A 21,252-nucleotide genomic window follows, 5' to 3' on the forward strand; every position below is an offset into this window, starting at 1 on the left:
GCTAGCCGGGCCTGACTTCGATCTGGTTGACGACCGCGCTGACACCCGGTGCAGACCAGGCCGCTTCGAATGCCGCCTCGCGCTCGGCCAGCGTGCGCAGAGTGCCGGTCAGCGTCACCGCGCTATCCCTCACCGTCACGGTTACCTGGTCGGCGTCGCTGGCAGCCTGGCGCGCGATGGCCGCCTGGATCCGTGCCGCCACGTCCTGCTTGTCGGCACGAGGCCGGATGGCGAGCGCATTGGTGACCCCGACCACGCCGAACAGTCCGGCCACGGCGTGCTCGGCGCCGGTGCGCTGGTAGTACCAGTCGACATCGCCGCTAAGGGTCACCACGCCGTGTTCGACCAGGATCCGGATACGGTCGGCCGGCACCATCGAATTCCAGGACAGCACGTTGGCCGCGGCCCGGGCAATGTCGGCATCGGTGCGGCGCGCATCGTCGGGCAGGTGGACGTCCAGTTCCACGGCCAGCGCCCGCACCCCGGGAATGCGCCTGACCGCCGCTTCTGCCGAGTACTTCTCGGCAAAGGTTCCAAGGTGCCCGGTCAGCGTGACGACGCCGTCCTGGACCTGGACCCCGATCTCGTTGCCATGGACCGCCGGATCCCAGATCAGCGCCTCGGTCACGTCTTGCTGCAGCTGCCTGTCGCCCTTCATGGGTGCCTCCTCGCGTGTGCGTGTCTTTACCGCCCTTTCAGGCAAGCCACGACCTCCGCATCCTCGACCTGCGAGAAGTCGCGGTAGAACTCCCCCACTGCCCGGAAGCCGGCCGGCGTCTCCAGGCACACCACCTCGTCGGCATAGGGCTGCAACAGTTCCAGCGTCCGCGGCGGCGCCACCGGCACCGCGCAGACGAGCCGCGCGGGCTTCTGCTCGCGGATGGCGTGCAGCGCGGCGATCATCGAGGCCCCGGTCGCCAGGCCGTCGTCCACAATGATGACCTGTCGACCGGTGGCGCGGACCGGTTCCCGGCCCGGCGTGTAGGCGGCGCGGCGCCGCCGCAGCGTCGCAAGCTGGGCCGCGCGCTCGCGGTCGATGTATTCGCTGTCGGCGCCTGCCGCGGCGGCATAGGGTGTGAGATAGGTCCAGCCGCTCTCGTCTACGGCGCCGATGGCGAACTCCGGGTTGCCCGGTGCGCCGAGTTTGCGCACGAGCACGACGTCAAGGTCCGCGCCGAGCGCATCGGCAATGATGGCGCCCATCGGCACTGCACCGCGGGGAACGGCCAGCACCAGCGGCCGTTCTCCTGCGTGGCCGGAAAGCGCACGCGCCAGTTGTGCGGCCGCATCGGCCCTGTCAATGAATGGCATGGTCCCCTCCTTTGGCTGCCTGGGTGGCGGCTTACGCCGGATAGCCCACGCTCTGGGCCAGGATCACGCGCTGGTCGTGCTCCAGCCGCATGGAGGCGGCCAGCGCGCGGCGGTCCAGCAGGCCGCGCGCCACCGTGGCCAGGCCGGACGCGGCGCAGAAGAGGTAAACGTTCTGGCTGATATACCCCGTATCCAGCGCGGTATAGAACTGGCGCAGTGGCTTGTCGGTCTCGTCGAGCCTGGAGAGCCGGCTCACGTAGACGAGGTTCAATGGCGCCTCGGCAACATAGTCCTGCAGGCCGGTCGCCGCGCGCAGGTCTTCGCCGATGACCAGCCGAAGGCGCCAGTCCGCCGGTTCAAGCACGTACAGTCCGTCGCGCAGCGCCGCGTACAGGTCGATTTCCTGCCAGTTGCGGGTCGAGGGCGCGGTGCGCAGGCCAGTGCCCGGGCGATTGACGCCGAAAGCCGCCCACAGCAGGGACGACAGCAGCGTGTCATCCAGGTTCCGCGGGGCAAAGTGTCGGGTCGAGCGGCGCTGCAGCAGCGCCGTCAGCAGCGGCATGCCACCTTCGGTCTGCGGTGGCGGCAGCTTCAGGTATTCCACGCCGGCTTCGGATAAAACGATGGGATGTGTCACGTCGTGCTCCAGATCGATGGGGTCGGCAACGCCCCCCTGGGATTACCGTAGGCGGCAAGCCGGCCCTGCCATTTGGGATGGATCAAAGGAAAGCCCGTTTGCTCGCGGCGTGTAGCAGAACAGCTCGGTCCCGGCTCCTGATCGGCCTTGCCTCTCCGGGTGTCCGGCCACATGCGCAGGCCGCCGGCCATGCGACCCCTGCGCTCTGACGCTCTGACGAACGCAGGCGCGGCTTGGCCATGCCGCGCCGCCCGACGCATTGCGCACTCCTTGCGATACGTCAAGCCCCTCCAAGGTTGCCCTCCTAGACTTATCCAGACCTGCGCGCCCCGGGGCAGGCCAGCCGCTTGACTATAGGAGTTCCTCCATGCCAGACCAGACCGATCCCGCCTTCGAACTCGCGCGCTGCGCCGAGCAGTCCGCCCTGCGCATATGGCTGCGCTGGGAAGAATCGCGCCAGATGCTGCTCAGGCTCCGCCTCAAGGCCCTGGACGAGGACATCAAAGGCACCCGGCAGGCGCTCGCCCACGTCAACGATGCGCCCGACTGGAACGCCTTCAATGGCCTGCCCGCTCAGATTCTGGCCGCGCAGGTCGAGCGCAACGCCGCGCATGCACGCGACTTTGGCAGCCTTTACATAGAAATGGCCTCGGCCTTCATGGAGCACCTGCGCGAGTCGACCGAAGCCTGGCACGACTATCAGCAGAAGGTCATGGTGGAGGGAGGCGGCTACTCGCCCTTTGCGGAATCGGCGCGCGAGATGTTCGACAACGTCGGCCGCCTGATGGCCGTCCCTACCCCAGGCGCGAAGGCCCCGGCGCGCCCCGCCGGCGCGTCACGGAGCTGACGAGATGGCCGGACAACGCATTGCCCTGGTAACGGGAGGCATGGGCGGCCTCGGCGAAGCAATTGCCGTGCGGCTGCTGGCTGACGGCGTGCGCGTCGTGGTGACGCACTCCGTACACAATGACCACGTGACCCAGTGGCTTGGCGCACAACGCTCCGCCGGCCGCGAATTCACGGCGTTCCCGGTCGACGTGACGGACTTCGCGTCCTGCCAGCACTGCGTGTCGCAAGTGCGCAGCGAGCTCGGCGACGTCGATATTCTGATCAACAATGCCGGGGTCACGCGCGACCGGACCCTGCGCAAGATGGATAAGGCTGACTGGGACTTCGTGCTGCGCACGGACCTCGACTCGCTCTTTCATATGACGCGGCCGCTGGTTGAGCCGATGTTGGCGCGTGGTTGGGGCCGCATCGTCAATATCTCGTCGGTCAATGCCTCGCGGGGCGCCTTTGGCCAGACCAACTATGCCGCCGCCAAGGCGGGGGTACATGGCTTCACCAAGGCGCTGGCGCTGGAACTCGCGCGCAAAGGCATCACCGTCAACACCGTTTCGCCGGGCTACCTGGATACCCACATGGTGACGGACATGCCCGCCGAGATCCTCGAGCGGGACGTGTTGCCGACCATCCCGGTCGGCCGGCTAGGCAAGCCGGCCGAGGTCGCGGCGCTGATCTCTTACCTGTGCAGCGACGACGGGGCCTTCGTCACTGGCGCGAATTTTGCCATCAACGGCGGGCAACACCTGCAATGAGGATCGACGACAGGACGTCACCGCCCAGCCTGTCGGCCATGCCGGAATGCGCGCCGCAGCCCGCCATACCGGCGCAAGTCTGGTTGGACAAGCAGATCCGCGCCGGCCTGGCCCGCGCCACCGGGGGCCTGTCGGTGATCTCGGCAAGCCTGGCCGGGCTCGACTGGGCGCTGCAGCTCGGCATCTCCCCGGCAAAGATCGTGCAGGCCTGGCAAGTGTGGCTGCAACACAGCATCGAAGATTCGCCACGGCTGTTGCCGACCGCGGCCGAGCCCCCGTCCGTTGACGTCAGCGATCAGCGCTTTGCCGATGCCGGCTGGCAGGACTGGCCTTATCGTTGCTGGCGCGATGCGTTCATGCGCAACGAGGCCTTCTGGGAGTCGCTGACGCAGGATATCGACGGCCTGTCGCGCCATCACCAGCACATCGTCGCCTTCTGTGCCCGGCAATGGCTTGACCTGCTCGCACCCGGTAATGTTTGGTGGATGAGTCCGACGATTGCCAGGACCGCCTCGAGCACCTTCGGCGCCAACTTCCTGCAAGGCGCCCATCACTGGCTGCAGGACGCCAGTGAGCTGCTGTCAAAGGTGCCTGGACTGCCCGCGGGGCGCCCCGCGCTGGAATTTCTACCCGGGCGCGACGTGGCGTGCACGCCTGGCAAGGTGGTGTTCCGCAACGCGTTGATCGAACTGATCGAGTATGCGCCCGCACCCGGCACCGATACGGTCTGGCGCGAGCCGGTCCTGATCGTGCCATCCTGGATCATGCGGTATTACATCCTCGACCTGAAGCCCGAGAATTCGCTGGTGCGCTACCTGGTCGAGAGCGGCCATACCGTGTTCATGATCTCATGGAAAGACCCGGACGCCTCGGCCCGCGACTTCGGGCTTGACACCTACCTGGAGGCCGGGCTTCTGACTGCGCTCGACACCGTGCACGCGCGCTGCGACGGCGCGCACATCCACGCCGCCGGGTATTGCCTGGGCGGCACCCTGCTTGCCACGGGTGCCGCCATGCTGGCCCGCGACGCCGCCGGCGGGCCACTGGCCAGCATGACGCTCTTTGCGGCCGAAACCGATTTCCATGATCCGGGCGAACTGGGCCTGTTCATCGACAAGAGCTCGCTCGCCACGCTCGACGCCCTCATGTGGAGTCAGGGATATCTGGACGGGCCGCAGATGAAGTCTGCCTTTCAGATGCTGAACGCCCAGGACCTGATCTGGTCGCGCGTAATGAGCGAGTACCTGCTCGGCCAACGTTTGCGCGCCAACGATCTGGTCTCTTGGAACCGCGACACCACGCGACTGCCTTACCGCCTGCATTCGGAATGCCTGCACAAGCTGTTCCTGGGCAACGAGCTGGCCACCGGCAAGCTATGCGTTGGCGGACAGCCTGTCGCCCTGTCGGACCTCGACCTCCCGCTCTTCGTGGTAGGCACCGAACACGACCACGTCTCGCCCTGGCGATCCGTGTACAAGCTCCACTTGCTGACCCGGGCCGAACTGACCTTCTTGCTGACTTCGGGCGGCCACAACGCAGGTATCGTGTCGGAGCCGGGCCACCCGGGCCGGCGCTACCATGTGCATACGCGAATGCGCGCCGCGCCCTACCTGAGCCCGGAGCAGTTCCTCAGCGTGGCTGTGTACCGCGACGGTTCCTGGTGGCCGGCGTGGCATGACTGGCTAGTGGCCCACTCGACCGGATCCTGCACGCGACAGGCGCCGGCCCAGGGGCTCGCGGACGCTCCTGGTGCCTACGTTCTGGAACCCTAGAAAGGGGCTTGTTCGCAGCGCTGTGCCTTACACATTGGGAAAAGGCAAACTACCGGTGAAAGACATGCCGGCGGACAGTTTCTAGTCAACTCTCAATGGGCCGAAAGGTATGTCGGGAAGACGGAACCTGAACGCCTAGGGCACGAGAACTGCGCACCCACCATCGCGGGCGGCAATCAGTGCATCGCCGCCCGTACGCAAATGCTCGCGTGGAAAAAATCCTCGGCAGAAAAGCCAGCCCTAATCGCGCGAGCCCGCCAGACAGCATAAGTTCTACCTTGGACCTCGATGTACCGCTTACGGATAGCCGGCTCGAACGGAAACATGCCGTCTGACACGGGAAATACCGGTCGACGCCTAAGGAACTCGTTCCAGAAACCCTGCGCAAGCTGGCGGAGTGTTCGGCTGCCATTATTCATCGTATCTCATCAAGCGACCCCACTATCAGTGTTGATAGGTAATCGGCCGACCTCCCTCGGCATCCCGCTCTGTCGCAGCCGCCGCACTGCACCTCCTTTCATCGCATCGCCGAGGCACTACGGCAAAATCAGTGCGACATCAGTACCGGCACTGTCATCGACTCGAGCAGCGTGCGGGTAACACCGCCAAGGACCAGCTCGTGCACCCGACTGTGGCCGTAGGCCCCCATGACGATCAGGTCAGCATTTCGGTCCGCGGCGTGTGAGAGCAACATCTGGCCGGTGTCATCGCCGCCCCCCGCCGCAAAAGTGCACAGCTGCACTGCCACGCCATGCCGAGCCAGCCAGTCCACCGCATACTGAGGCGGCGACACCCATGGCCCTTTCAGAACGCCTGAGGGCGTCCACGAGACCACTTCCACGGTGTCTGCGCGCTGCAGAAGCGGGAGCGCATCGCGGATGGCCCGCGCCGACTCGCGGCTGCCGTTCCACGCCACCATGATGTTCTTTCCAACGTGCGGGAACCGGCCTGCATACGGCACCACCAGCACCGGCCGCCCGCATTGCAGCACGATGGATTCAACAAAGCCACGCTCGGCGTAGGCGGCATCATCAGTGGGATCGTGCTGTCCGAGGATGACAAGATCCGCCCGATGTGCCTCTGCCTGGACCGTCGCCGCCGTGGCCCAGTCCGGCGCACGCCATTCCGTAGTGACGGCGACCTCGTCCGTCGCGCCCATCAGGGCATGGCGGGCCCGCTCGCCGACCTGATGCTGCCATTCGTCGTAAGAGGCGAGATAGCGGTCACCGTCCACCAGGTAGCGCACGGCGGTGGGATCGGGCTTGCCGACTGCAAGCAGGCCGACCAGCGTGGATTGGAACTCCAGCGCCAACTGGGTGGCGAGGTTCAGCCGGTCGTACACACGGCGGCTGGAATCGAGATGAACCAGGATCGTTGCGTATTCCATGGATTGTCTCCATCAGGCAGCCCCGAACGGGGCTTGCTTAAGCCTATGTCGCCACTTGGCCCAGGATTTGTCGTGCATCAAGCCGCCTTCCTGTCCGCGCCACAGTCGGTACCGGTGGCACCACTACCGCTCTGGTTCGCGCCACTATGATTCCCATAGAGCGAGCGCCGGTGCGTTTGGAATGCGCCCCGGTGGCAAACCTCGCAGGAGACTCACATGCATGAAACGAAGCGGTCGTACAAGGGATTACATATCGTGCTGTGCGTCCCCGACGCCACCGCGCCAGGCAAGCCCAGCGGCGGCGTCCTTTTCACAGCCCCGGACAGAAGCATCGGCGTTCGCTTTACGCCAGATTGGCGCGCCCTGCGGGGTAGCGTGCAACAGGCTGAAGAGTGGTTCTTCGCCTACGCAGCGGGAGTCGTCGATTGCGAACTGGTCGGCGGCTTCGGCATTGACTTGCGCTACGACTGAGCGGCGCGGCCAACCGAGCATGAGAGGCCATTGCCCGGAACACCAGGTACGGGTTGCCCCAGGTCGCCTGACGCCAGCGCGATCGTGCGTGGCTTCGGCGGCCGCAGCGGGTCCGGTACGGCGGTACACGCTGCGCATAGCGGCACCAACGCGCAGGCGGCAAGCCTGCGCCATCCTGGCGGTATTGTCGGGGTGCATGACTGCAAGCGATTCTTCATGGCTAGCTCCCTGTGGGGCGAGCACCGCCCCAGGGCGGCTGCCGCCGGCCACGACGTGCGCTTCACACCGCGAAGCGAAAATGGCCGCTGTGCAGCACGATGTGCCGCGCACCCGTCATCTCGAACAGGGCTCCCGCGACGCGTTCAATGTCCTGGCGGTTGCTGATGAATGCCGGCAGCAAATCTTCACTGCGGTACGAGCGTGCGCCGAAATGATCCTCAAGCGCCTCAGCAGTGATTTCATAGGTCGCGGGCGACCCGTCCACCTTCGCGGTGCACTGCAGGCTGGGACCTGTCGGGCAATAATCCGGCATCTCGCCGGCAAAGTCGATCTTATGCATAGCTGTCTGGCGTAACGCCCTCCAAAGTCTGTTCGCCTGCCTACGCCTCCTCGGCGCGGACCAGCAGGACGGGCGCGACGGCTAGGGTAATCACGCTCCGCGCGACGCTGCCCATGACGAGTCGCCGCACTCCCCGTCGGCCGTGCGTACCCATCACAACCAGATCGGCGCCCCAGCCATTGGCTTCGGCCGCGATCGTGGTAGCAACGTCGTCCTCCGCCATCGGCTTGCCGAGCAGCCGCGTTACGTGGCGAATGCCCGCCGCGGCAAGCCTGCTGGCGGCGGCGGCGAGGACGCTTTCGCCCGCCGTCGTGAGGTCCTCTATCAATCTCACCGGATCCAGATTGCTGACATCCAGGAATGGGCTGCGGTCATCGACCACATGGACCACCTCCACTTCCGCGCTGGCGGCGAGCGCGATGATCATGGCCTGTTCCAGGGCAAGTTCCGAAGCGGCGCCGCCGTCCATGGCGACAAGGATGCGCTGGTACATAGCGGATTCTCCGGCGATGGGAGCCTGTGGTGGCTCGGGTCTGGACTAGCTTAATCCAGCGTAGGGCAACCGGCGCAACTGCTGTTGATATGTGTCAAAGCCGCGGCACGGCGCTCCAACCGCCGTGGCGGGAGGCCGTATGTCCCAGTTGATGCGCATCAATGGCGGCCGCCACGCAAGGCCTACGCTGCAGAAACAGCGACGTCCGCTGCCATCTGATCGGAGCCCGTGATGACCCAAGCCGTGATTGTTTATTACTCCCGGACCGGCACCGTACGCCAGGTCGCCGAGGCCGTTGCCGCGCGGTCGGGATGGCCACTGGCCGAGGTCGCCGACGTGAAAAGCCGCGCCGGGATCCTTGGCGACCTCCGGTGCGTTATCGATATCCTCTTTCACCGCCAAGTCGAGTACCGCTACGCCGGCCCGGCCCTCGATCGCTGCGAGCACGTCGTGGTCCTGGCACCGGTATGGATGGGCAGGCTGGCGGCCCCGATGCGCGGCTTCCTCGCCGCCAGTGTCGCCAAGCCGCCGCTGGCCGCGCGCGTGTCTGCAATCTGTGTCATGGCAGCGCGCGGGGGCTTCCAGGCAGAGGCGGAGATAGCCAAGCTCACGGGCAAAACACCCGCGCCGGCACTCGTGCTGCTCGAGCGCGACGTGCTGAGCGGCGATGCCGCCGCCGAGATCGATGACTTCGTGCAGGCGTTGCGCTTCGCGGACTCCAGGCCTGCCCACGCCGGGCGGCCCGCCTGGTTGTCCCCGAACGAGACCTGAGCGCTTCTTCCGGCCCCGTCGCCCTTTCGCGGTCCGCTCTGACCCGCCGCGAACCCGCGCGGTGTCCTGCCCGCGGCGACCCGGTCCAGGCGTCGGGTTCAGCGACGCGGACAGGGTGTCGTGCCGCAGAGCAGCCAGTCGTCCTCGAGCGTATTGACCGGCAGCCGGAACGTCATGTCGAGCGGCTCGCCAGCGACGACGATGTCGCGCATCTGGTCCCGTCCCTGGTAGCCCACCGCGAGCCGATAGGCACCCGGCTTGAGTCGCATGTAGAACAGAGGTCCGCTGGCGGTAGTGTGCAGCACGGGGCGGCCCGCCTGGCTGGCCACGACCACCGTGGCACCGCCCAGCGGCTTGCCGCGCCCGGCATCCACCATCGTCAGCCGTACATTGAAACGCGCGGCGACGGTCAACATGCTTTGCAGGCCCGCCTCATCGTCCCCACCCGATACGTAGGAGACGCCGTGCTGCTCCATAATCTGCACGCCAGCTCCAGCCGGCGCGGCGCGAGTGGCGCAACCGGCCGCCGCAACGGCAATCGCCAGCGACGACAGCCCGAGGCCAAGCCTTCTTGAAACCTGCATTTGCGTCACTCCGAGACGATTATTGGGGTATCCGCGGACCGGGACGGAACGGTCAGGGGCTTTCGCTGCCTGACTGCTGCCGAACGAGCAGTATGGGGCGAACCGTCTTGCTGACCACGTGCTCCGAGACCGAGCCCAGCACCATGTGCCGCACGCCGCGATGGCCGTGTGTGCCCATGACGATCAGGTCCGCGCTCCAGTGGTCCGCTTCCGCGACGATCGCCTCGGCAATCCTCGCAGGGGTGCCGGGCGTCTCGGCCAACCTGCTGCTCCAGCGCACGCCGGAGGCACTCAGGCGCTCGCCGGCGCGAGCCAGCACCTGCTTGCCATAAGCAATGATGTCGGCCATTAGCCCGGGCCGGTCACGCGCGCTGATCTCGAAGAACAGGTCGCTGTCGTCGACGACGAACATGGCCCTGACCTCGGCGTGGGTGGCCAGCGCCATGGACACTGCCTGCTCCAAGGCACTTAAGGATGAACGGCTGCCATCGATGGCTAGGAGAATTCGGCGGAACATGGCGACCTCGGCTTCGGCTATGGTTCTTTCCAAAGTAGCGGTCGCAAGGGCATGCGGGTTGATGCCAGTCAACGAAGCCCTAAAGTCCCCCTGACCGACCGGTTGCGAATTCGCGACCTGATCAGCGACATGCGCAGGCCCACCGGTCTTCGTGCCGCGCAATCGCGGTGAGCATGTGGCACACAGCGCTTCGCCGCCATTCAATGCGACAGCAGCAGTGGCATCCCGGCATGGTGCATCAGCGTCCGCGTGGTGCCGCCCAGCATCACCTCGCGCATGCGGGAATGTCCGTAGCCACCGGCCACCAGTAGGTCCGCGTTCAGGCTCCGTGAAGCCTCAAGCAGCACCCGGCCAACCGCCTCGCTCGTCGGTTCGTTGTACACCCCCGCGACAATGCCATGCCGCTCGAGGTATTGACGCAGGCCCGCGACTGGTTCCGACTTTGGAGTAGGCCGGTCGTCCCGGTTCCATACTGCCACGATAGTGACCCGCTCTGCGCACAGCAATAGCGGCATCGCGTCCGCCACGGCGCGAGCGGCCTCTCGCCAGCCATCCCAAGCGATCACGATATGTTCCATCTCCGCCTGCTGGTAAGTATCCGGCACCAGCAACACGGGCCTGCCGGCATTTAGCAGTACATATTCGGCGGTCTCGGCTGCAAGGCTGCCTACCGAATACGGGTCGGGCGGTGGTGCCAGCACGACGATGTCTGATACTCGGCCTTCCTGCGCCAACGCCCATCCCGGGTCTTCCTCGACCACGCGGTGGGTATGTGCCACCCCAGGCGCTGCCTGCTCCATCAGGCGCCGGAACGCGACGCCCATCTCTTCCGCCTGTGCCGCCAGGCCGACCCTGGCCACATCCACGTAGCGCTCTGCATCGCTGCCGGCGTCCGGAATCCGCTCGAACGGCACGCCGGTCGCGGTCAATCCCACCACATGACCGCCGGAGCGCTTGGCGAGGTCCGCTGCAACGCCTACACGAGCGGCGCAGCCTGTGTCACGCCCGAGTTCGACCAATACGGTTTTGAAGACCATGATGCTCTCCTGTGCAGGGACTTCGAAAGCGCCGGGCGACCGGGTTGGTGTGCCGTAGCTCGAAAAGCGAATGTTGTCGCCTGAGTCTCCATTTCTCATTATCGGAGCTCGCCTGGCGGCCAAGCATGATGCACGTCAACATCGAGATGATCGCCCCGCGCCTACACGGCGTACTCTGCATCGCGTTGCGTCGACTTATCCCGCCGTGTTTCGCACCAGTGCCGCCTTCAGTGCACAGAGTTGCCGCCGGTGAAGCTTGCCTTGTGGGTGCCTTGTGGGGGCTTGCGTTGTATCAAGCCACAATGCCATTTCACCACTAGTGTGAATCAGTCAGTCGCTCGCTAGCGCTGTTCAACCCCCCTTGGCAGCTTCCCAGACGTTACGCGTTGAAAGGGAATCCGGATTTGCTTAGGCGTCGGTATAAGTCCACCGAGAAGGAGCAGCACATGTCCAACGAACATACGCAGGTTGTCTGGTTCGAAGATCTAAGACGGGCCGATGTTCCTCGCGTCGGTGGCAAGAACGCGTCGCTGGGGGAGATGGTGGCCAACCTCGCGCCCGCAGGCGTCAAGATTCCCCCGGGGTTCGCAGTCACGGCGGATGCATACTGGCGCTTCATCGACACGAATGGCCTGCAGGAAACCGTGTCCAGGGTGCTCAGCGAACTTGCTGACGGCAAGGTTTCCCTCTCCGAGGCCGGGGCCGCCATTCGTCAGCTCATCCTCCGCGGCGAATGGCCCAGAGAAACGGCTGAGGCGATCCGTCTGGCTTATGAAGAGCTGAACCGCCGGACCGGACGGGTCAACATGGACGTCGCCGTGCGCTCGAGCGCGACCGCCGAGGATTTGCCGGATGCCAGCTTCGCCGGACAACAGGAAACCTTCCTCAATATCCGGGGTGATCGTGCACTGCTTGACGCTTGCCGGCGCTGCTACGCCTCGCTTTTCACCGACCGCGCGATCAGCTACAGGCAGGCGAAGGGCTTCGACCATCTGAAGGTTGCGTTGTCGGTCGGCGTCCAACGCATGGTGCGATCCGACCTGAGCGGCGCCGGTGTGATGTTCTCGATAGACACCGAAACCGGCTTCGACAAGGTGGCCCTGATCAACGCCGCCTGGGGTCTGGGCGAGAGCGTCGTGCAGGGCACCGTCGAACCGGACGAATACGAGGTGTTCAAGCCGCTTCTGTCCGACCCGTCACTCACGCCGATCATCGGGAAGAAGCTCGGCGACAAGAGCCGCAAGATGATCTACACGAGCGATAGCCGCGGTCCGACCAAGTATGTCCCGACATCGAAGGCAGAACGCGCGTCCTTCGTGTTGGGAGATGAGGAGATTCTTACCTTGTCGCGCTGGGCCCGCACGATCGAAGACCACTATGGCCAGCCCATGGACATCGAATGGGCGAAGGACGGCGAGAGCGCAGAGATGTTTATCGTCCAGGCCAGACCGGAAACCGTCCAGTCGCGACGCGAGGCGAGCGCGGTGAAGACCTACCGCATCAAGAAGGCCGGCCGCAAGCTGGCATCGGGCGTGAGCATCGGGGATGCCGTCGCGGCGGGCGTGGTTTGCGTGATCGAGAGCCCACGCGAGATGGGACGCTTCGTCGACGGTGCTATCCTCGTGACCCAATCCACGGACCCCGACTGGGTGCCCGTCATGCGGCGTGCAGCTGCCATCGTCACCGACCACGGCGGCCGCACCTCGCACGCAGCCATCGTAAGCCGTGAGCTTGGGCTTCCGGCGATCGTCGGCACGGGCAATGCGACCCATCTGCTGCACGACGAGCAAGAGGTCACCGTTTCCTGCGCGGAAGGTCGCGAGGGCTTTGTCTACGAAGGCACCGCCGACTATGAAGTCGAGGAAATCGACTTTGGCAGTATCCCGGCAACCCATACCAAGGTCATGCTGAACCTTGCCAACCCCGCAGCAGCGTTCCGCTGGTGGCGGATCCCGGCCGATGGCGTCGGGCTGGCGCGGATGGAGTTCGTGATCAACAATCACATCAAGATCCATCCAATGGCGCTGGTCCGCTACGACACGCTAAAGGACGATGAGGCGAAGCAGACAATTGCCGACTTGACCGCTGGATACGAAAGCAAGACGGAGTACTTTGTCGACCGGCTCGCGCGCGGACTGGGGAGAATTGCCGCTGTCCAGTATCCACACCCGGTAGTGGTCCGCATGAGCGACTTCAAGACCAACGAGTACGCCCATCTGATCGGCGGCGCGGAATTCGAGCCCCGGGAGGAGAACCCGATGCTTGGATTCCGCGGGGCGTCGCGATACTACTCTCCCCGCTATCGGGAGGGCTTCGCGCTGGAATGCCAGGCGATTTGCCGCCTGCGCAGGGAGATGGGATTCACCAATGTGATCGTCATGATCCCATTCTGCCGCTCCGCAAAAGAGGCGGACCGCGTACTTGAGGTCATGGCGGAGAACGGCCTCGTGCGCGGCGAAGCCGGCCTGAACGTATATGTCATGTGCGAGATTCCGTCGAACGTGATCCTGGCAGGCGAGTTCGCCAGGCGCTTCGATGGGTTTTCAATCGGCAGCAATGACCTGACTCAGCTCACGCTTGGCGTGGACCGCGATTCGGCAGAACTCGCGGAGTTGTTCGACGAGCAGGACGACGCTGTCAAATGGATGATCCACAGCGTCATCGCAGAGGCGCACAAGGCCGGGGCCGATGTCGGCTTGTGCGGCCAGGCGCCTAGCGATCACCCGGAGTTTGCTGGGTACCTCGTCGAAAGCGGCATCGATTCGATGTCGGTGAGTCCCGATAGCTTTATCGCGGTCAAGCATCATGTTGCTGCCGCCGAGCAAGCAAGGACAAGGATCTCGTCTGTATGAGCATCAGACAGGCGAAAGATGGAAGAGACATGCCGGAAGTACCGAGAACGCTCCCTACGGCAGCCTGACCCTGACCGTTAGCCCCGATGCCTTCCCTAAAGCGGTCCGGGCGCGCCCTTGCCCGCGTGGGTAAAGGACGGCCGGGCAGCGCTGGCCGCACCGCTTTTCGCTGCCTGCCCCGGCTCCTATAGTGGTCCCAAGGAGACCAAGCGCCAGAATGGATCTGTCAACAATCATCCACAAGACGGCAGCGGACCTGCGTGTTGCGCCAAATTTTGCCGACTATGAGGCGGAGCGTCGTGGCTTTTCCTGGGACCCCATCCGCGGGACCCTCGGCATCCAGCCCGATGGCGGACTCAATATCGCCTGGCAGGCGGTGGACCGCCATGTGGAAAGTGGTGCGGGTGACAAGGTCGCATTCCGCTTTCTTTCCCGCGGCGGACCGGCAGCGCACGCCGTTACCTACGCAGAGCTGGCCGGTCTCACTAATCGCTTCTGTAACGTCCTGCGCGAACTCGGCGTGGGCAAGGGAGACCGGCTCTTCATTCTCGCTGGGCGCATCCCGGAGCTATATACGGCCCTGCTCGGCGCCCTGAAGAACGGCTGCGTGGTCTCGCCGCTGTTCTCGGCATTCGGCCCCGAGCCGATCGCCACGCGACTGAACCTTGGCAAGGGCTCGGTGCTGGTCACCACCGATGAACTCTTCATGCGCAAGGTCGCCGCATGGCGCGACCGCATACCTAGCCTCAAACACGTTCTGCTGGTCGCCGAAGACGGCGGCCCCACCGCAATACTGGGCACGCTTGACCTGGCTGCAATGATGCGCAGCGCGACGGACGCGTGCGAGATCACGCCCACCACATCCGAAGACATGGCGCTGTTGCATTTCACCAGTGGCACGACCGGCACGCCAAAGGGGGCGGTGCACGTCCATGGCGCGGCGCTCACCCATTGGGCAACCGGCAGGTATGCGCTCGATCTTCATCCGGACGACATCTTTTGGTGCACGGCCGATCCGGGCTGGGTGACCGGCACATCCTACGGTGCCATCGCCCCATTGCTGCATGGCATAACGTCTATTGTGGACCCCGAAGAATTCGACGCGGCGCGCTGGTATGGAATCCTTCGCGACGAAGGCGTTACGGTCTGGTATACGGCGCCGACCGCGATCCGCATGCTAATGAAGGCGGGGGCCGATGCGGCCAGAGCGCATGCTTTCCCGAAACTGCGGTTTATCGCCAGTGTCGGCGAGCCCCTGAACCCCGAGGCTGTCTGGTGGGGCAAGAACGTGCTGGGCCTGCCGATTCACGACAACTGGTGGCAGACGGAAACAGGCGGCATCATGATCGCCAACACGCCAGCCTTTGATATCAAGCCTGGGGCGATGGGCAGGCCGCTTCCCGGGGTGGACGCGGCCATCGTGCTGCGCAAGGAAGACGGACGCGCCGAGCTGATCGATACCCCCGGAACCGAGGGAGAGCTTGCACTCAGAAGCGGCTGGCCGTCGATGTTCCGCGCCTATCTGAACGACGAAGCGCGCTACCGCAAGTGCTTCGCCGGCGAATGGTACCTGACCGGCGACCTCGCACGCCGCGATGCCGACGGCTACTACTGGTTCGTCGGCCGCACTGATGACGTCATCAAGTCTTCGGGACACCTGATCGGCCCCTTCGAGGTCGAGAGTGCGCTGATGGAACACCCGGCCGTCGCCGAAGCCGGCGTCATCGGCAAGCCGGATCCGGTGGCAGGGGAAGTGGTGAAGGCATTCGTATCGCTCAACAAAGGCTTTGAACCTTCTGAAGCGCTGCGCCTGGAGCTTCTTGGCCATGGCAGGAGCCGCCTCGGCGCGGCGGTGGCCCCCAAGGACATCGCCTTCCTCGCGGAATTGCCACGAACACGCAGTGGCAAGATCATGCGCCGATTGCTGAAGGCCCGGGAACTTGGCCTGCCGGAGGGCGACACCTCCACGCTTGAGACCGGATCATGATGGACATCGAGCATCCCGCCCCCCCGCCACCAGCCGGACCGGTTCCCTATGACAAGGCTTTCTCGCTTTTGCTGCTGCGCGACATGGTGCGTATTCGCCGTCTTGAGGAGGCATGCGCGCAGCGCTACGGCGAGGCCAAGATACGCGGCTTCCTGCACCTGTACATCGGCGAGGAAGCCGTATGCGTTGGTGTCCTCCACGCGCTCGCCCCTGACGACAATGTGGTCGCCACCTATCGCGAACACGGGCATGCGCTGGTTCGCGGCATGGACATGGGCGTGCTGATGGCCGAAATGTACGGCAAGCAGGAAGGCTGTGCGCGAGGCCGCGGCGGCTCCATGCACCTGTTTAGCCGCGCTACCCGCCTCTTTGGGGGCAACGCCATCGTGGGCGCAGGCCTGCCGCTGGCGGTGGGCCTTGCGCTCGCCGAGAAAATGCAGGGCCGCCAGCGCGTTACCGCCTGCTTCTTCGGCGACGGGGCGGTCGCCGAAGGCGCGTTCCATGAATCGATGAACCTGGCCGCATTGTGGAAGCTGCCGCTTTTGTTCTGCTGCGAAAACAATCTCTACGCGATGGGGACGGCTCTGGAGCGCCATGAGTCACAGACAGACCTTTGCGTCAAGGCAGCATCCTACAAGATGCCGGCTTTTGCGGCAGATGGAATGGACGTGGTCGCCGTCTGCGAAGCTGCCAGGAATGCCGTGGCCAGCGTCAGGGGCGGCACGGGGCCGGTGTTCCTTGAGCTGCGCACCTATCGTTTCCGCGCTCACTCCATGTACGACCCGGATCTGTATCGCCAGGCGGCCGAAGTCGAGGCGTGGAAGGCACGCGGTCCCATTCATACGTTCACCGCGCGGCTGAAGGCGGAAGGCAAGCTGACGGAAGACGAATTTCTCTCGCTGGACGCCGACGTTGGGGTGGAGGTTGCGAGGGCCGAGGCCTTTGCCGAGGCGGGTACCCTGGAGCCTGTCGAGGATCTGCTGAAGGATGTGTGCTCACCGGCGGGAGGCACCCCATGAGCGTGCGCCTCAGCTACCGCGAGGCCGTGCGCGAAGCCCTGCGCGAGGCGCTTGCCAAGGACCGTCGCGTCTTCCTGATGGGCGAGGACGTTGGCCGCTACGGTGGCAGTTATGCGGTCTCCAAGGGACTGCTAGCCGAGTTCGGCCCGGAACGCATCCGCGATACCCCCCTTTCGGAACTCGGCTTCACCGGCGCCGGCATCGGCGCGGCCCTGGGCGGCATGCGCCCCATCGTCGAATTGATGACCGTCAATTTCAGCCTGCTCGCACTCGACCAGATCGTCAATACCGCAGCCCTGTACCGCCATATGTCTGGTGGGCAGTTCTCCGTACCGCTGGTGATCCGGATGGCCACCGGGGCGGGCCGCCAGGTCGCGGCCCAGCATTCCCACAGCTTCGAGGGCTGGTATGCCAGCATACCGGGCCTCAGGGTCCTGGCGCCCGCCACCGTCGAGGATGCACGCCGCATGCTGGCGCCGGCATTAGCCGATCCCGACCCGGTGCTGATCTTCGAGCATGCAGGCCTGTACAACGTGGAAAGCGAAATCCCGGAAGCGTCCGTCGTGGATATCCATTCGGCACTGGTCAGGCGGACCGGCAAGGACGTGGCCCTGATCGCGTATGGTGGCGGCCTGCCCAAGGCGATGCAAGCCGCCGATTTGCTTTCGGCCCAGGGAATCGATGCAGAAGTGGTCGATTTGCGCGTCCTGCGCCCGCTGGACGATGCGACCATCATGGCATCCGTCGCGAAATGCCGTCGTGCGGTGATCGTCGACGAGGGCTGGCGCAGCGTCAGCCTCGCTGCGGAGGTGATGGCGCGCATCGTCGAACAGGTCTTCTATGAACTCGACGCACCGGTCGCACGAGTCTGTTCTGCGGAGGTACCGATTCCCTATGCCAGGCATATGGAAGAGGCCGCCCTGCCCCAGGCCGACAAGATTGCAGCCGCCGCCAGCCAGCTGATCGCATGAGCAAGCCGGCACCCCTCACCTCCCGTGCCCGCAATCGGCGCATCGTTCCGGCGAGGACAACGTGATCGAATTCCGCCTGCCCTCGCTGGGCGCAGACATGGATGAGGGTACGCTGCTCGAATGGGCCGTGAAGCCCGGCGACACCGTGAAGAAGGGGCAGATCATCGCCGTGGTCGACACCAGCAAGGCTGCGATCGAGGTGGAGACGTGGCACGACGGTGTCGTCGCTGAACTCCTGGTTTCGCGGGGAGACAAGATTCCCGTCGGCACGCTGATGGCGACCTTCCTTGAGCCTGGCGAAACACCGGGCGCCATACGGCACGCGCCTAGACCAGAGCCGGCGGGCGGCACTCAGGGTCGACGCATGGTGTCCCCGGCAGCGCGCAAGCTCGCTCGGGAACAGGGGATCGACGTCGAAGCCCTGACCGGCACCGGGCCGGGTGGCGCGGTGACACTGGCCGATGTCGAGCAAGCAGCGCGCAAGCCCGCCGCCACGCCAGGCGACCGATCGGCCGAAATCCGCAAGACAATTGGCGCGGCGATGGCGCGAGCCAAGCGCGAGATTCCCCATTACTACGTCGCAGAGACGATTCCGTTGCGCACTGCGCTCGCCTGGCTCGCACGGGAAAATGCTGGCCGGTCCATGACCGAGCGCGCCCTCCCGGCAGTCTTGCTGATCAAAGCCGTCGCAGTCGCTCTCAAGCGCTTCCCCGAGTTAAATGGATTCTTCCGCAACGGTGCGTTCAGCGCCGCAACGGCCGTGCACGTCGGGGTCGCGATATCCCTCCGCCAGGGCGGCCTGGTGGCGCCAGCGCTGCTGCATGCCGACAGCAAGCCAGTTGCACAACTGATGCAAGAACTGGCCGACCTGGTCAAACGCTGTCGCGCTGGTTCCCTCAGGCGTGCCGAGTTGTCCGAGCCTACCGTCACCATTACCAATCTCGGGGATCAGGGCGCGGAACAGGTGTTCGGGGTCATCTACCCTCCCCAGGTGGCGCTGGTGGGTTTCGGTCGCATCATCGAGCAGCCATGGGCGGAAGACGGTGCAGTGACAGTGATGCCAGCCATGACAGCCAGCCTCTCGGCCGACCATCGTGTCTCCGACGGTCATCGTGGCGCGCTCTTTCTCACCGAACTACGGGAACTGCTGCAACATCCTGAGGAGCTTGATCGATGAACAACGCCAGTATCCGCGCCATCGTCGTGTCCACGTTACGCGAGATCGCCCCTGAGATCGAGCCGCAGGCCCTGCGCCCGGATCGTCCGCTGCGCAGGGAGGTCGACCTTGATTCCATGGACTGGCTCCGCTTCCTGCTTGCCCTGCATGAGAAATTGAAGGTGGAGATTCCGGAGTCAGACTACGGCCGGCTCGTCACGCTTGACGATGTCGTGTCCTACCTGGAAGCCGCAGCAACACGTTGAGCTTGCTTCGGCCCGAAGGCTAGAGAACGTCGTGTCCTGCACACCCGGCACACATGGCACCGGATGGAAGCCCTTCGCCGAACAGTGGTGGTCCGTGTCGCCGGCGGGCAAGCCAAAAGCATCGGGGGCAATATGCCAGAGTACGTGAAAACCCCGTCTCCCGAACCGAGACCCACCTGGGTGGAACACTATCCCCCAGGCGTGCCTGCGGAGGTCGACGTCCATCGCTTTGCTTCGCTTGCCGACATGCTCGCGCACAGTTGCCGGCGATACGCCACGCGTGAGGCCTTCACCAGCATGAAAGCTGTTCTCACGTACGCGGAACTCGATTGCCTGACGCGCGACTTTGCCTCGTATCTCCAGCAGCAGGGGCTAAGCCAGGGTGCTCGCGTGGCGATCATGCTGCCAAACCTGCTGCAATACCCCGTGGTGCTCTTCGGGATCCTTCGTGCCGGCATGGTGGTGGTCAACGTCAACCCCCTCTACACGGCGCCCGAGTTGCGGCATCAGCTTGCAGATTCAGGCGCGACCGCGATCGTCGTGTTGGAGAACTTTGCCCACACCTTGCAGGCGGTTCTCGGCTCCACTGCCGTTCGTCAGGTCGTGACCACGAAGGTGGGCGATCTTCTCCCTCCGTTGCGGGCACGCCTGGTCAACCTTCTCGTCAAGTGGATCCAGCGTCGCGTGCCGCCCTGGCGTCTGCCGGGTTCGGTCAGCTTCCATGCCGCGCTGCGACGTGGCCGTCGTCAGCCGCCAGACGAACCTCCGCTTACGCCGGAGGATATTGCCCTGCTGCAATACACGGGTGGCACGACCGGGATACCAAAGGGTGCCATCCTCACGCACGGCAACCTGGTGGCCAATGTCGAGCAGATTTCCGCCTGGCTTGGCGCGACGTTTCAGGCTGGCAAGGAGGTTGTGGTAACGCCGCTGCCCCTGCATCACATCTTTGCGCTGACGGCGAACCTGTTGACGTTCGTGCGATGGGGCGGCAACAACGTGCTCATCACCGACCCGCGCGATCTCCGCACGCTGCTGCGTACGCTGCGGACCACGCGCTTCAGCGCGATCAGCGGGGTGAATACCTTGTTCAGGCTATTGCTCGACGCACCGGGTTTTGCGGAGATCTGCCGGGCAAACGCCGGCAGCCTCAAGGTGGCAGTTGCCGGCGGCATGGCAGTGCAGCGCGTGGTAGCGCTGCATTGGCAGCAGGCCACCGGAGTTCCGTTGATCGAGGGGTATGGCCTGACCGAAGCGGCACCGGTTGTCTGTATCAATCCTGTGGGTGGCGTGGCGTTCAGCGGGGCTGTCGGCATGCCGCTGCCCTCCACACGGGTAGCCATCCGGGACGAGACGGGTCAGGACCTCCCTCCGGGCCAGGCGGGCGAGATTTGTGTGCAAGGCCCGCAGGTCATGCGGGGCTACTGGAATATGCCGGAGGAAACGGCACGCGTTCTCGGCGTCGGCGGGTGGATGCGCACCGGCGACATGGGTGTGATGGACACCCGAGGCAGTATGCGCTTCCTCGCGCGCAGCAAGGAGGTCATCGTGGTATCCGGCTTCAAGGTCTACCCCAAGGAAGTCGAGGACGTGGCCATGCAGCATCCCGGCATCCGGGACGCCTGCGCCATCGGCGTCGCGGACGAACGCTCCGGCGAGTCAGTCAAGCTCCTGGTGGTCAGGCGCGATCCCGCGCTTTCCGCCGAGGCAGTGCTGGCCCATTGCCGCGCGCAGCTGACCGGCTACAAGGTGCCCCACTACGTTGAGTTCCGGCCATCGCTGGCCAGGTCGGCCCTCGGCAAGGTCTTGCTCAGGCCGCAAACCGAAGGGCGGGCAACTACCATCGGAATGCGCCCCTGAGTTG

21 protein-coding genes are annotated in these 21,252 nt (G+C 64.9%); 12 read left to right on the plus strand and 9 right to left on the minus strand.

The window, feature by feature from the left end:
• Window position 1: 1 nt before the first annotated feature.
• The 3 genes from AC3WL8_RS20740 to AC3WL8_RS20750 are packed head-to-tail and all read right to left on the minus strand — an operon-like array spanning window position 2 to window position 1,948.
• Window positions 2–658 carry a BON domain-containing protein gene (locus AC3WL8_RS20740; protein WP_153954501.1) on the minus strand — a complete coding sequence of 219 codons (657 nt, stop codon included), beginning with the start codon at window positions 656–658 and terminating at the stop codon, window positions 2–4.
• A 26-nt stretch (window positions 659–684) separates the two neighbouring features.
• Window positions 685–1,311 carry a phosphoribosyltransferase gene (locus AC3WL8_RS20745; RefSeq protein WP_492378695.1) on the minus strand — a complete coding sequence of 209 codons (627 nt, stop codon included), beginning with the start codon at window positions 1,309–1,311 and terminating at the stop codon, window positions 685–687.
• A 31-nt stretch (window positions 1,312–1,342) separates the two neighbouring features.
• On the minus strand, window positions 1,343–1,948 hold the full coding sequence (locus AC3WL8_RS20750) for a nitroreductase family protein (protein ID WP_492378696.1): 606 nt from the start codon (window positions 1,946–1,948) through the stop codon (window positions 1,343–1,345).
• A 367-nt stretch (window positions 1,949–2,315) separates the two neighbouring features.
• On the opposite strand from AC3WL8_RS20750, the gene AC3WL8_RS20755 reads away from it, so the two are divergent.
• From AC3WL8_RS20755 to AC3WL8_RS20765, 3 genes are read left to right on the plus strand one after another with little or no spacing between them, the layout of a single operon-like run.
• Window positions 2,316–2,795 carry a hypothetical protein gene (locus AC3WL8_RS20755; protein WP_492378697.1) on the plus strand — a complete coding sequence of 160 codons (480 nt, stop codon included), beginning with the start codon at window positions 2,316–2,318 and terminating at the stop codon, window positions 2,793–2,795.
• A gap of 4 nt (window positions 2,796–2,799) precedes the next feature.
• Window positions 2,800–3,546, plus strand: coding sequence for an acetoacetyl-CoA reductase (phbB, locus tag AC3WL8_RS20760; protein WP_492378698.1), 747 nt, complete (start codon window positions 2,800–2,802; stop codon window positions 3,544–3,546).
• Window positions 3,543–5,318: a PHA/PHB synthase family protein gene (locus AC3WL8_RS20765; protein WP_492378699.1), complete on the plus strand. Its 1,776-nt coding sequence runs from the start codon at window positions 3,543–3,545 to the stop codon at window positions 5,316–5,318. Before phbB ends, AC3WL8_RS20765 begins: the two co-directional genes overlap by 4 nt.
• A 547-nt stretch (window positions 5,319–5,865) precedes the next feature.
• Here the strand turns inward: AC3WL8_RS20765 and AC3WL8_RS20770 are convergent.
• Window positions 5,866–6,705 (minus strand): universal stress protein, encoded by an 840-nt coding sequence (locus AC3WL8_RS20770; RefSeq protein WP_153954495.1) that lies wholly within the window; start codon window positions 6,703–6,705, stop codon window positions 5,866–5,868.
• A gap of 216 nt (window positions 6,706–6,921) precedes the next feature.
• On the opposite strand from AC3WL8_RS20770, the gene AC3WL8_RS20775 reads away from it, so the two are divergent.
• The gene (locus tag AC3WL8_RS20775) at window positions 6,922–7,176 is read left to right on the plus strand and encodes a hypothetical protein (RefSeq protein WP_492378700.1); all 255 of its coding nucleotides are present in this window, start codon (window positions 6,922–6,924) and stop codon (window positions 7,174–7,176) included.
• A 280-nt stretch (window positions 7,177–7,456) separates the two neighbouring features.
• Here AC3WL8_RS20775 and AC3WL8_RS20780 read toward each other — a convergent pair whose 3' ends face one another.
• Together AC3WL8_RS20780 and AC3WL8_RS20785 are read right to left on the minus strand one after the other, a co-directional pair.
• On the minus strand, window positions 7,457–7,735 hold the full coding sequence (locus AC3WL8_RS20780; protein ID WP_153954493.1) for a DUF1488 family protein: 279 nt from the start codon (window positions 7,733–7,735) through the stop codon (window positions 7,457–7,459).
• A gap of 40 nt (window positions 7,736–7,775) precedes the next feature.
• Window positions 7,776–8,228 (minus strand): universal stress protein, encoded by a 453-nt coding sequence (locus AC3WL8_RS20785; protein WP_153954492.1) that lies wholly within the window; start codon window positions 8,226–8,228, stop codon window positions 7,776–7,778.
• A 231-nt stretch (window positions 8,229–8,459) separates the two neighbouring features.
• Here AC3WL8_RS20785 and AC3WL8_RS20790 point away from each other — a divergent pair, with 231 nt between their 5' ends.
• Entirely contained in the window at window positions 8,460–8,999 is a 540-nt protein-coding gene (locus AC3WL8_RS20790; protein WP_492378701.1) for a flavodoxin family protein, read from the plus strand.
• 98 nt (window positions 9,000–9,097) lie between these two features.
• Here the strand turns inward: AC3WL8_RS20790 and AC3WL8_RS20795 are convergent, their stop codons facing one another.
• The 3 genes from AC3WL8_RS20795 to AC3WL8_RS20805 all read right to left on the minus strand — a co-directional run bounded on the left by AC3WL8_RS20795 (window position 9,098) and on the right by AC3WL8_RS20805 (window position 11,137).
• Window positions 9,098–9,583: a carboxypeptidase-like regulatory domain-containing protein gene (locus tag AC3WL8_RS20795; RefSeq protein WP_153954490.1), complete on the minus strand. Its 486-nt coding sequence runs from the start codon at window positions 9,581–9,583 to the stop codon at window positions 9,098–9,100.
• 52 nt (window positions 9,584–9,635) lie between these two features.
• Window positions 9,636–10,100 (minus strand): universal stress protein, encoded by a 465-nt coding sequence (locus AC3WL8_RS20800; protein ID WP_492378702.1) that lies wholly within the window; start codon window positions 10,098–10,100, stop codon window positions 9,636–9,638.
• Window positions 10,101–10,300: 200 nt separating this feature from the next.
• A complete protein-coding gene (locus tag AC3WL8_RS20805; RefSeq protein ID WP_153954488.1) occupies window positions 10,301–11,137 on the minus strand; it encodes a universal stress protein in 837 nt (278 codons plus the stop codon).
• A gap of 446 nt (window positions 11,138–11,583) precedes the next feature.
• Here AC3WL8_RS20805 and ppsA point away from each other — a divergent pair, with 446 nt between their 5' ends.
• The 7 genes from ppsA (at window position 11,584) to AC3WL8_RS20840 (ending at window position 21,248) form a co-directional block, all read left to right on the plus strand.
• On the plus strand, window positions 11,584–13,989 hold the full coding sequence (ppsA, locus tag AC3WL8_RS20810; RefSeq protein ID WP_492378703.1) for a phosphoenolpyruvate synthase: 2,406 nt from the start codon (window positions 11,584–11,586) through the stop codon (window positions 13,987–13,989).
• A 217-nt stretch (window positions 13,990–14,206) separates the two neighbouring features.
• On the plus strand, window positions 14,207–15,976 hold the full coding sequence (acsA, locus tag AC3WL8_RS20815; protein ID WP_492378704.1) for an acetate--CoA ligase: 1,770 nt from the start codon (window positions 14,207–14,209) through the stop codon (window positions 15,974–15,976).
• On the plus strand, window positions 15,973–16,995 hold the full coding sequence (pdhA, locus tag AC3WL8_RS20820) for a pyruvate dehydrogenase (acetyl-transferring) E1 component subunit alpha (protein ID WP_492378705.1): 1,023 nt from the start codon (window positions 15,973–15,975) through the stop codon (window positions 16,993–16,995). The genes acsA and pdhA overlap by 4 nt, the downstream gene beginning before the upstream one ends.
• The gene (locus AC3WL8_RS20825; RefSeq protein ID WP_211982983.1) at window positions 16,992–17,966 is read left to right on the plus strand and encodes an alpha-ketoacid dehydrogenase subunit beta; all 975 of its coding nucleotides are present in this window, start codon (window positions 16,992–16,994) and stop codon (window positions 17,964–17,966) included. Before pdhA ends, AC3WL8_RS20825 begins: the two co-directional genes overlap by 4 nt.
• Before the next feature lie 61 nt (window positions 17,967–18,027).
• Window positions 18,028–19,143: a dihydrolipoamide acetyltransferase family protein gene (locus AC3WL8_RS20830; protein WP_492378706.1), complete on the plus strand. Its 1,116-nt coding sequence runs from the start codon at window positions 18,028–18,030 to the stop codon at window positions 19,141–19,143.
• A complete protein-coding gene (locus AC3WL8_RS20835; protein WP_153954483.1) occupies window positions 19,140–19,388 on the plus strand; it encodes an acyl carrier protein in 249 nt (82 codons plus the stop codon). The genes AC3WL8_RS20830 and AC3WL8_RS20835 overlap by 4 nt, the downstream gene beginning before the upstream one ends.
• A 180-nt stretch (window positions 19,389–19,568) precedes the next feature.
• On the plus strand, window positions 19,569–21,248 hold the full coding sequence (locus AC3WL8_RS20840; RefSeq protein ID WP_492378707.1) for an AMP-binding protein: 1,680 nt from the start codon (window positions 19,569–19,571) through the stop codon (window positions 21,246–21,248).
• Window positions 21,249–21,252: the final 4 nt, after the last annotated feature.

The sequence above is a fragment of the Cupriavidus sp. FW305-F7 genome (assembly GCF_058782875.1).

Bases quoted from the DNA above. Each gene is read 5' to 3' on its own strand.
- AC3WL8_RS20765 (WP_492378699.1), top strand. From the start codon at position 3,543: ATGAGGATCGACGACAGGACGTCACCGCCCAGCCTGTCGGCCATGCCG.
- pdhA (WP_492378705.1), top strand. From the start codon at position 15,973: ATGATGGACATCGAGCATCCCGCCCCCCCGCCACCAGCCGGACCGGTT.
- AC3WL8_RS20785 (WP_153954492.1), bottom strand. From the start codon at position 8,228: ATGTACCAGCGCATCCTTGTCGCCATGGACGGCGGCGCCGCTTCGGAA.
- AC3WL8_RS20835 (WP_153954483.1), top strand. From the start codon at position 19,140: ATGAACAACGCCAGTATCCGCGCCATCGTCGTGTCCACGTTACGCGAG.
- AC3WL8_RS20745 (WP_492378695.1), bottom strand. From the start codon at position 1,311: ATGCCATTCATTGACAGGGCCGATGCGGCCGCACAACTGGCGCGTGCG.
- ppsA (WP_492378703.1), top strand. From the start codon at position 11,584: ATGTCCAACGAACATACGCAGGTTGTCTGGTTCGAAGATCTAAGACGG.
- AC3WL8_RS20825 (WP_211982983.1), top strand. From the start codon at position 16,992: ATGAGCGTGCGCCTCAGCTACCGCGAGGCCGTGCGCGAAGCCCTGCGC.
- phbB (WP_492378698.1), top strand. From the start codon at position 2,800: ATGGCCGGACAACGCATTGCCCTGGTAACGGGAGGCATGGGCGGCCTC.
- acsA (WP_492378704.1), top strand. From the start codon at position 14,207: ATGGATCTGTCAACAATCATCCACAAGACGGCAGCGGACCTGCGTGTT.
- AC3WL8_RS20755 (WP_492378697.1), top strand. From the start codon at position 2,316: ATGCCAGACCAGACCGATCCCGCCTTCGAACTCGCGCGCTGCGCCGAG.
- AC3WL8_RS20775 (WP_492378700.1), top strand. From the start codon at position 6,922: ATGCATGAAACGAAGCGGTCGTACAAGGGATTACATATCGTGCTGTGC.
- AC3WL8_RS20805 (WP_153954488.1), bottom strand. From the start codon at position 11,137: ATGGTCTTCAAAACCGTATTGGTCGAACTCGGGCGTGACACAGGCTGC.
- AC3WL8_RS20740 (WP_153954501.1), bottom strand. From the start codon at position 658: ATGAAGGGCGACAGGCAGCTGCAGCAAGACGTGACCGAGGCGCTGATC.
- AC3WL8_RS20780 (WP_153954493.1), bottom strand. From the start codon at position 7,735: ATGCATAAGATCGACTTTGCCGGCGAGATGCCGGATTATTGCCCGACA.
- AC3WL8_RS20790 (WP_492378701.1), top strand. From the start codon at position 8,460: ATGACCCAAGCCGTGATTGTTTATTACTCCCGGACCGGCACCGTACGC.
- AC3WL8_RS20800 (WP_492378702.1), bottom strand. From the start codon at position 10,100: ATGTTCCGCCGAATTCTCCTAGCCATCGATGGCAGCCGTTCATCCTTA.
- AC3WL8_RS20795 (WP_153954490.1), bottom strand. From the start codon at position 9,583: ATGCAGGTTTCAAGAAGGCTTGGCCTCGGGCTGTCGTCGCTGGCGATT.
- AC3WL8_RS20770 (WP_153954495.1), bottom strand. From the start codon at position 6,705: ATGGAATACGCAACGATCCTGGTTCATCTCGATTCCAGCCGCCGTGTG.